5 protein-coding genes and 2 pseudogenes are annotated in these 9,488 nt (G+C 56.8%); 3 read left to right on the plus strand and 4 right to left on the minus strand.

Annotated features, from left to right (window positions below; all coding sequences use genetic code 11):
* Positions 1–31: 31 nt before the first annotated feature.
* The 3 genes and pseudogenes from EDF56_RS25560 to EDF56_RS26185 all read left to right on the plus strand — a co-directional run bounded on the left by EDF56_RS25560 (position 32) and on the right by EDF56_RS26185 (position 2,299).
* On the plus strand, positions 32–1,675 hold the full coding sequence (locus EDF56_RS25560; RefSeq protein WP_132392959.1) for an IS66 family transposase: 1,644 nt from the start codon (positions 32–34) through the stop codon (positions 1,673–1,675).
* A gap of 33 nt (positions 1,676–1,708) precedes the next feature.
* Positions 1,709–1,993, plus strand: a pseudogene (locus EDF56_RS25565) (integrase core domain-containing protein); the annotation flags it as partial.
* 132 nt (positions 1,994–2,125) lie between these two features.
* On the plus strand, positions 2,126–2,299 hold the full coding sequence (locus tag EDF56_RS26185) for a hypothetical protein (RefSeq protein WP_165912401.1): 174 nt from the start codon (positions 2,126–2,128) through the stop codon (positions 2,297–2,299).
* 3 nt (positions 2,300–2,302) lie between these two features.
* Here the strand turns inward: EDF56_RS26185 and EDF56_RS25570 are convergent, their stop codons facing one another.
* The 4 genes and pseudogenes from EDF56_RS25570 to EDF56_RS26275 form a co-directional block, all read right to left on the minus strand.
* On the minus strand, positions 2,303–2,668 hold the full coding sequence (locus tag EDF56_RS25570) for a sel1 repeat family protein (RefSeq protein WP_132392961.1): 366 nt from the start codon (positions 2,666–2,668) through the stop codon (positions 2,303–2,305).
* Positions 2,669–2,675: 7 nt separating this feature from the next.
* Positions 2,676–6,989: an RHS repeat-associated core domain-containing protein gene (locus EDF56_RS25575; protein WP_165912402.1), complete on the minus strand. Its 4,314-nt coding sequence runs from the start codon at positions 6,987–6,989 to the stop codon at positions 2,676–2,678.
* A 26-nt stretch (positions 6,990–7,015) separates the two neighbouring features.
* Positions 7,016–8,173, minus strand: coding sequence for a Calx-beta domain-containing protein (locus EDF56_RS25580; RefSeq protein ID WP_165912403.1), 1,158 nt, complete (start codon positions 8,171–8,173; stop codon positions 7,016–7,018).
* A gap of 1,015 nt (positions 8,174–9,188) precedes the next feature.
* A pseudogene (locus EDF56_RS26275) lies at positions 9,189–9,488 on the minus strand (TrbC/VirB2 family protein); the annotation flags it as partial.

The raw sequence follows: 9,488 nt of genomic DNA on the forward strand, positions 1-9,488 counted from the left end.
TCGGACGAGTTTCTGTGATTCCATCGCGGTCATGGAAGCCGCCGTCTCGCCCCTTCCTGACGATATCGAAGCGCTCAAGGCGCTGCTGGCGAGTGCGACCCAGCGGGCCAATGAGGCCGAAGCCAAGCTCGCCAATGCCCATGCCCGGGAGAGTGCCACCGAGGCGGTGATCGCGCACCTCAAGCTGCAGATCGCCAAGCTCAGACGCGAGCAGTACGGCGCGAGCGCTGAGCGCACCCGCCGCCTGCTAGAACAGATGGAACTGCAGCTCGAAGAGCTTGAGGTCGATGCGGCCGAGGACGATCTTGCTGCCGAAGTCGCGGCTGAGAAGACGGCGACCGTCACCGCCTTCGAGCGCAAGCGGCCGGTCAGAAAGCCGTTTCCCGAGCATCTGCCTCGCGAGAGGATTGTGGTGCCGGCACCGTGCTCTTGCCCGGCTTGCGGCGGGAGCCGGCTGTCCAAGCTTGGCGAGGACGTCACCGAGACGCTCGAGGTGATCCCGCGTGCCTGGAAGGTCGTCCAGACCGTGCGCGAGAAGTTCTCCTGCCGGGACTGCGAGACGATCACGCAGCCGCCCGCGCCCTTCCACGTCGTGCCGCGTGGCTGGGCTGGCCCCAGCTTCCTCGCCATGCTGCTGTTCGAGAAGTACGGCCAGCACCAACCCCTCAACCGCCAGGCGGAGCGCTTCGCTCGCGAGGGCGTACCACTGAGCACTTCGACGCTCGCCGACCAGGTTGGTGCCGCTGCCTTCGCGCTGATGCCGCTCTATCGCCTCATCGAGGCACACGTCCTCGCTGCCGAGCGATTGCATGGCGACGATACGACCGTGCCTGTCATGGCCAAGGTGAAGACCGATACCGCCAGGCTATGGGTTTACGTGCGGGATGATCGACCATTCGCCGGCGCCGATCCGCCCGCGGCGCTGTTCCACTACTCGCGCGATCGGCGCGGCGAACATCCAAGGGCGCATCTCGCGTCCTGGTCAGGGATCCTGCAGGCCGATGCCTATGGCGGTTACGGCGAGCTTTATGCTCCCGGTCGTTTGCCTGCGCCTGTGCATGAGGCCGGCTGCTTTGCTCACGCGAGGCGCAAGTTCTTCGAACTGGCCGACGTCGCCAGCGCAGCCCGCAGAAAGAGCCGCCGCGATCATGCCGGCATGATCTACCCGATCGCGCTCGAAGCCGTGCAGCGGATCGATGCCCTGTTCGATGCCGAGCGCGGCATCAACGGCCAGAACGCCGACGAGCGCCTCGCCGTACGCCGCGAGTTGAGCGGGCCCCTAATGGCTGAGCTCCACGCTTGGCTGACCAGCCAGCTCACCAGGCTGTCGCGCAACCACGATCTCGCCAAAGCCATCAATTACATGCTGCGACGTTGGGATGCCTTCGCTCACTTCCTCACCGACGGGAGGGTCTGTCTGACCAACAACGCGGCAGAACGTGCGCTGCGCTGCGTGCCACTAGGCCGCAAGGCCTGGCTGTTCTGCGGATCCGATCGCGGCGGCCAGCGCGCGGCGGTCCTCTACACCCTGATCCAGACTGCTCGCCTCAACAACGTTGATCCGCAGGCGTGGCTCGCAGATGTGCTCGCCCGCATCGCCGAGCATCCAGCCCGCAAACTCGACGAACTGCTGCCTTGGAAATGGCTGCCCGCACGGCGCTCCATCACCACTTGATCAGAGCTGCGCCGTGGCTTTCACCGGATGGCTACCGAATTCGTCAGCCGGAATCTGGATTTGGGCCTACACGAACGGCGTGACGCTGGACTTCTCCCGGCCCGGCAAGCCCACCGACAACGCCTACATCGAAACATTCAATGGGCGCTTCCGCGCGGAGTGCCTGAGCACTCACTGGTCCTGACACTTGCAGATGCCCGCGAAAAGTTGGAGGATTGGCGCAGGTACTACAACGAGGATCGGCCGCACGGTGCCATCGGCAACAAGCCCCCGATCACGCTGGTGAAATCCGGTGACGCGCCCAGCCCGTCACCGTGAACTTGGCCGGGAAACTCTAACCCGGGGTGGTCCAGAGAATGGTGTCGGATCAGTTCGAAATGAGCAACATCGCCACCGCTGCTTGATCACCGAAATTACATGCCAAACCCGCCACGGCCGCTCCACCGCCACGTGGGGGATTTTTACCGCTTACTCTATACCGATGATCGTCAGCGGCTCGCCGCTGTGATCGAAGGGCGGGATGGCGCGCAGGTCGGCGCGATCGACGAGACGCTCGCGCGGGGGAAGGTGGCGCCAATCGCCATCCCCGCACCCGTCAGGGCCGCAGGGATGGCGATCGAGTAATCCCTATCCTGTCAGCACTGCATCAACATCGTAGCCGTTATCGCGTATTTTCTTCGCATCGGCTTCGCCAAGCTCGGCTGCACGATCAATCCATCGGCGCATCTCGTCGCCGGAACCACGTTCCCGAGCTATCATCGCTAAGTTCCACGCCGCATCAGCGCTATCGAATTCATTGGCTTTGAGAAGCCACGGCAACGATAAATCCGTCGTCTCGGGCTTCTCTGAAAGATAAAGCCCAAGATAAAGAATAGCCGATTTACTTCCTGCTTCCGCTAAATCCTGAAGGGCTCGCAGACCCCGCTCTCTGTCATTAGCAACAAGCCTGACGATCGGCTCTATTTTACTATCAATTTCTGGGACAAAGCTCATCTTTCACCTATTGTGTGACTAGGCCGCCGAAAATAAGGCCGGGAATGGTGATCTCTGGGGCAAGTACCAAGCCGCCCACAATGACAATACCACCACCAAGCACAATCAGAGGCGTGTAGTTCGAACTCTGCGGACCAAGCCGAGGATCATCAGGCCACGGCTTGGGTCCGCTTAGCTTGCCAGTCTGTGGGTCTTTTATTTGGCCGAAACCTGGTTTTCCAGGCACAGGCTTCATGTGCTTATTGGGATTAGGAGTGCCCTTGTTGCTCCCGGCGTAGCCGCGCTCACCTCTTCTGCTCTCAAGAACGGAGCCACCATTTACATTTTGCGGCGTTTGCGGCGTTTGCGGCTTTTGCGGCCGCTTTGCGCCAACCACAATCACGTTTCCGCCGGAATTACCTCCAAGTGATTCTCTAGACTTCGTGTCTAGCAATTGCCTAGCATCACCGGGTCCCAAGCACCATGAAGCGTCTTTACCGCATGCACGTATGACGATTTCGTTATCTTTGAGACCGGTTGGATCTGTTGAATTTACCGGATCACCATGGACGTAATCATAAAGATTCAGGCCATCTGCATAACCGATCGGATCGGTTTGCAGGAAGCGTCCCAAGGTCGGGGAATAGGTGCGAGCCTTGAAGTTATACATTCCCAGCTCGGGGAACCAGGTTTGGCCCGTAAACTGGAACCGACCAATGTTCGTAGACGCCGGAATACCGTACTCGTCATAGCTATTGGCCGCAATCAAATTGCCTGATGCGTCGCTCACCGCGATGATCGATCCGCGCTCATCAGCCTGAAGGAAGCGGCGATCGGCGGTACCCGCTCCCTCATACCAGGTAATTACCTCATCGCTGCCTGGCAACGGCACATAGCGTCGCAGCACGCTGCCGTCAGAACCGGAGAGTTCTGTTACCAAGTTCTGGCCCGCATAGACCATGCGGGTGGTAGCGCCCGCAGTATAAGACTGCAGGCGGCCCATCGGGTCGTAAGCCATGGAAACGCCGGGCGCCGAGACCAGTTCGTTGAGTTTGGAGTATCCATAAGTCGATGATCCGGAATTCGTCAGATTACCTCTAGCATCGTAGGCATATGCCAGACCACCAACACTTGCATATTGATTCAGACCGTTGGCAGCATAGGCGCGGCTGCCATTGTATATTCCGCCAAAAGCATAGGCGTCATTGCTTCTGCTCAACCCCATGATCTGCGATGCGGGATTGTAGCTGATCTCACTGCCAACAGCGCCGATCTTTCCAATTACCAGGTCTCCTGTCGTGCCCGCCAAGTCGATTTGAAGGCCACTGAGCCGGCCGATCGGATCCCAGGCATACGTGCGGCTCGTTCCGTTCCCGTATGCAACCGAGGATCGACTTCCCAGCGCATCGTAGCTGAACTGAGCCAGGACCCCAATTCCGCTGGTGGCCCCGTTCTCCGCCACGCGAGTCAGCCCGCCCGCATTGTCGTAGGTATAGTCGGCATAGAGCACGCCATCGCCCCACGAAAGGCGAGTCAAATTGCCTGCAAGATCATAGGTATATGACATGGAGCCATAAGCCTGCGTTTCCGACTTGAGTCGACCTAGCGCGTCATACGCATTGATCAAAGATGTCCCGGACTTTTGTGTGACGGTGGCTTGACCAACCAGATTGTAGCTCAAATTTGTGGTCGTCTCGCCATCTGGCGTACTCGATGCAAGGCGCCCTAGCCCATCGTAGCCCAGCGCTATATTCGAACCATCTCGCAACCGTACCGACGTGATTTGGACATTGTCCCCATAACTGAGTTGCTGGTAATCGGTGCTGGAACTGGCGTTGCCTCCTTTTGTCGCAATGGGATACCGCGTTTTTGAAAGCCGATCGAAGCCATCATACTCATAGGTTGTGAGGTTGCTCTCACCGTCCTTTATGCTCTGCAACAGACCATTTGGGGTATACGTCCTGGTGCTCAGCGAGGGTGTCAACGAACCGAACCCTTCCGTGACATTCCACAGATGACCCGCGCTGTCATAGGTAATCAGGGACACGCGATCCGCACCGCCTACTCCGGCGGTCGGCGAGCAGGCATCGGTTGTCGCACCAACATTCAGACGGGTCACAACGCATTTGACGCGGCCCATATTGTCATAGCTTGCTTGCGACAACGCAAAGACGGTTCCGCCCGCTGTGATACTATTCGAAATTGGCCGGGCGTTCGCGTCAAACCCAGTGGTGTAAGTTTCCAAGGGTTGGAATGCCGCCCATGCAGCATCGCTCTGAGCCGTGACGGTACCCAGTTCCTGTTGTTTGACCTGGCCGTCTGCATTGTACGTTACGCGTATCGCGCGCGGGGTTCGTGTCCCGGCGCCGTCCGGATCCGGACTGATGATCCCTATTTGCTGACGTGCAAGATCATATTTGTAGACGGTAACATCGTTGCTACCTGCGAGCGGACCATCTACCGCTATAACATTACCGACATTGTCGTATGTGTACGCCGTCGTCGCACTGAGGGAACCGTCGCCAGCGGCAATTGTCGAGCTTCGAACCAGGAGATTATTGGCGGTTCCAGCAGACTGCGGGCCGTAATCGACCGTCGATTTGCGTTCGTTTGCAGTGCCGACGCAATTGGCCGGGTCTGTACTGCTAGCCGACAGGCAGGTCGATTGCCCCGTAAGGACGTACCGTCCAATACCGGAAGCTACGACAGATCCAGCACTGTTCTTGAAATAGGCCTGCATCGGCGTGTACGTGTAGCGCAATTGCGGTCGAACCCCACTCGGATCTGCAGGTTGCGTTACCGAGAGTACGCCGCCGTGAGTGGCATCATATGTGTAATCAGTTTGGCGACCGAGGGCATCCTTCGTCCAGGAGGGCTGATTGCAGCTCGCGCCCGTCGTACAGGAGGGGTAGCCGGCGCTTGTGACCAGATTGGGCAGACCGGAGCCCTCCTTGGCAACTTGCGTCGTCTTGACCACGTTTCCACGCGTATCATATTCGTACTGTGTGTAGCCGGCAGTCGGTGTGGAACCATTCATTTTGCCTTCTGGCGAAATGGCGTACTGGAGCCGTCCATAGCTATCGTAGATATACCTGGTTACATTGCCGGCTTCGTCCGTCACCGATGTTGGCAAGCCGACATTCGTGTCGGAAACGATTGTCCGTATCGTCTGATCGGGATTTGTCCGTACCATCGTCATGGTCGTTCCCGACAACGAAAATGCGTACTGATAGGTCAGATCTTCGACAACGACCGATTTTACGCGAAGCGAGCTGTCATAGCGCACAGTCTTGTTGGCGCTGCTCGCGCCAGGCCTCTGAAACAGGGTGTATGCGCCTTGCGCATCAGAGGTGTTCGTGACTGACGTTGTTCTGCCCAGTAAATCAGTGGCCGAAGTCGTTGGACTGATCGGAGAAGCCGACATCGTTACTGACGGCCATGTCTGTGAGTATGCGCAGGTGCCTTGCGCCGGCGGGCAATAGTCAATGGCCAGGTTTATGGCATCGACGCGCTGCAGCTGTCTCCACGACAACGCGTTCAACGACGTAGTGGGGTCGTCATTTTTAAGGTATTCGTAATGAAGCTGGTATCCATCCGAGCTCGTTACGCTCTGAAGGCGGGTGAGGTAGACATACTGGGATGCGTTGCAGGCCGTATCCACGTTCTGGCAATACGATGTCGTCATCCACTGGAGGTTTATTTCGCGATTGTTCGGGTAGGCGATTTTTGTGAGGCGCTGAAGTTGAAAACCCGGTGTACTGGTCGCCGTGTACCCCCAGGTATAACTCGTGCCATCCGCAAGGGTGAGTACATATGTCGAGCCGTTCAAGACGAGAGTGGCACCCTCTCCGTCGAGCGCGGTAAAGGTGCTTCCCGATCGCGAAAAGCGCATCGACGCACGCCCATCTGCCCCAAGATACTCGGCAGAAACCGTGGATGAACCTGTCCCTGTTCCATAAATTCGCAAGTCGTAGCTTTGATCTGGTCCAAGGCCGCCGTTCAACGCATAGGTCAGTTGGCTATCGCCGGCACCTATTGACAGCACCGTTGACGCCGACGACTGCTTTCCCGTCGCAACGTTTACACCGTTCTCGTCGATCTTGAAACGTACAGGTGCGGCAGTGCCATCATCGGTTTGCGCTTGAACCTGCCCACTCCATAAGCCCGCAAGCAACGTCGATGTGAAGAGAATATGGCGAAGAGAAGTTTTGGAAGGCCGCATTACATGATCCACTGTAACATTCCCCGGAATAATCGCGTTGCGGGACCCGTCTGGGCCGCGTGATTTCGGCACAGGATACAACCGCATTGCGACGTTAAGCTGAGTATTCGAGCCTGCCATCGAATGACGGCAGGAGGTGATGTCCGTTACTGGCAGACCTTGCGAGGTCCCGCCGGCCCGGACACTGTGAATGACGCAGTGCCGTTGGTGATAGCGCCGTTCCCATTGGCACGAACCGAATACGGAACTGTGAATTTGTCCTTCGTACCCGGCTCGCATGCCGCTGCCTGAGGGATGGATTCAGCCGTATAGGTGACGCTCTGCCCATCCGCCGCGATCGTTGCGCTTCCCGTATTTGCGGGAAGCGAGAAGCTCACGATCGTTGCAGAGTTGCCGCTCAGATTCACGAGGGTGGTAATCGGGATCGAGGTAACCGACGCACTTGAAAAACCCAATGAGGGATTGAGCGCGGTCATAGGCGGCATGTCATTTGCCTTGATAGTGCCGCTCGCCTGAGCAACGCTGATTGTACCGCCCGTAGGATTATTCAGATTGAGCAACACCGTCTCGTCAGCCTCGTAGGACGTGTCGTCGATCGTCGCGACCGAAACAGTTTTGCTGTATTCGCCGGGCCCAAAAGTCAAAGTACCTGACGTTGCGACATAGTCGGAGCCGGCAGCGGCGCTGCCGTTCGCAGTCGCGTAACTGACGCTCGTCGTGGCCGTCGTCACGTTCGACTTGGTCACCGTGAAAATAAGCGGACTGCCTTCATCAACCGCAGCCGCGTTCGCTACAGCGAATGTAACCTGAACGAAATCATTGTCGACAATGGTACCCGTGCCGGAAGCCCTTGATATCGTCCCGCCAGATGCTTCGGATAGATTGACTGTAAACGTTTCGTTGCCTTCGATGAGTGCGTCATCGACGGTTGCGACCGAAATGGTTTTCGACGTCTCGCCCGGAGCGAATGTCAGTCTGCCCGAGTTTGCCGCAAAATCGCTGCCGACCGTGGCGGTCCCGCTTGCTGCGCTGTAGGCCACAATAACGGGACCACCTGAAGGCGCCGACAGCGAGACCGTAAAGACAAGAGTTCCGCCCTCAGTTGCACTGGCATCTGAAATTGAAACACCAGGCTTGGCGGGCGCGTTTTGCACGCCATAGCTGGAGCGATTGCCGGCGTTGTCATAGCTGACGGCCGTTGCAACGCCATTATTGACGGTTCCGCTTCGGCTTACCGAAGTGACGCGGCCAAGCGAGTCGTAGCCGTAGTTAATAGTCTCACTCGCAGACACGGAAGATGCCAAGCTTGTCGCGAGAACCAATGTGCTAATGCTTCTCAACAATTTTCAATCCTGTGCTGAAGCAACCGCAAAACCTCGAGCCATCGGACTCGACGTGTGCGGTAAGTGGCGGAATTTGTTGTGCTTAAAGACTGAGGAGTTCAACGGAGTATGAACGCCCTAATATTGCCCAAAAGGCGACTAGTCTTTAGTATAGATAGAGCCCGCGGCTTGCGCATTCGTTAAAATTGCGGTGCCGAAAGACTTGATCTTCTAACAAATGCAAGCATCTGCAGCCAGCACAAGTGGTAATGTTGCTAGTAAACAGCATGAGACCATTGGATGTCGCCCCCTCAACAGCTCGAAACATTTCAACCAGGCTACATCGCCAATTTGGCGCTGTGGTGAAATTTGAGCACCCCTTAAATTGATATGAAAAATGCGCTGGATGTCAATGTAGACTGATCAGTGCCTTAGGTTAGCTAATTATATGGTATTGCGCTATGTTTAATAGAACAAGTCTGTGCATGTTGTTCTGGTTGCGACCAAGCAGGAGCATCGGCTTGACCTCGCGCATCGAGCATCTCAATGCAGTCGGTCTATTAACGCCTATCGTCCTGCCAATTGAGCTTGTCGGAGGGCTGAAGGTTATTGCGCTATGCTTGAAAAAATATCCGTGCTTGGCATGGAATTTTGGTAGGTTTTAACAGGAAGATTGGTTGTACCGACGCTAGTTGCCGTATAACTGCGCGATTGCCCGCTGCGTCATAACCTATCGCATGTGTCTCGCCATTATTCGGACGCAGGATTTCGCTGCATTGATTGGCGCTCCAGTGCGTCGTGTGTGTAAAGTGGTAGTTGCCTTGAGCACTGCTCCAGTCGATGGAAATGTGGTCGCCAGAGAATCGCCAAATTACAGAAAATCAAACACTTAAGTTAGGATCCAATGGATGTTCAAGTCGCAGGCGACCAACTGTTAATAGCTGAGCTGGCGCAGGTAATTGCATTTCAAATTTTTAATCGCGTTATCCACCCCAAACTAGTGAGTGGGAACGGCGGCCCCCGCATAAGGATCTAAGTTGGAGGACGGAGAGTAGGTTGGACTTACGGCCGAACTTGGCGGTGCAACAAACGCGACCTCGGCATTCGGTTGTGGTCGTTCGAGGCGGAAGAGGATCGCTACAATGTAAGGCACTGAAAACAATAGGAAGCAGCCCAGAAGAGTCTTTGCACTACGCTGGACAGGAAATCGACCTTCCAACATCAAGACGCCGATCACCGCAATGGCAAGGCCACCAATCGTGAGTGCAATTGAACCGGTCAGAAGGCTTGCCAGCCA

The sequence above is a fragment of the Novosphingobium sp. PhB165 genome, from assembly GCF_004341845.1.
Classification (GTDB): domain Bacteria; phylum Pseudomonadota; class Alphaproteobacteria; order Sphingomonadales; family Sphingomonadaceae; genus Novosphingobium.

Coding starts and splice junctions, on each gene's coding strand:
- EDF56_RS25570 (WP_132392961.1), bottom strand. CDS start 2,668: ATGAGCTTTGTCCCAGAAATTGATAGTAAAATAGAGCCGATCGTCAGG.
- EDF56_RS25560 (WP_132392959.1), top strand. CDS start 32: ATGGAAGCCGCCGTCTCGCCCCTTCCTGACGATATCGAAGCGCTCAAG.
- EDF56_RS25575 (WP_165912402.1), bottom strand. CDS start 6,989: ATGGCAGGCTCGAATACTCAGCTTAACGTCGCAATGCGGTTGTATCCT.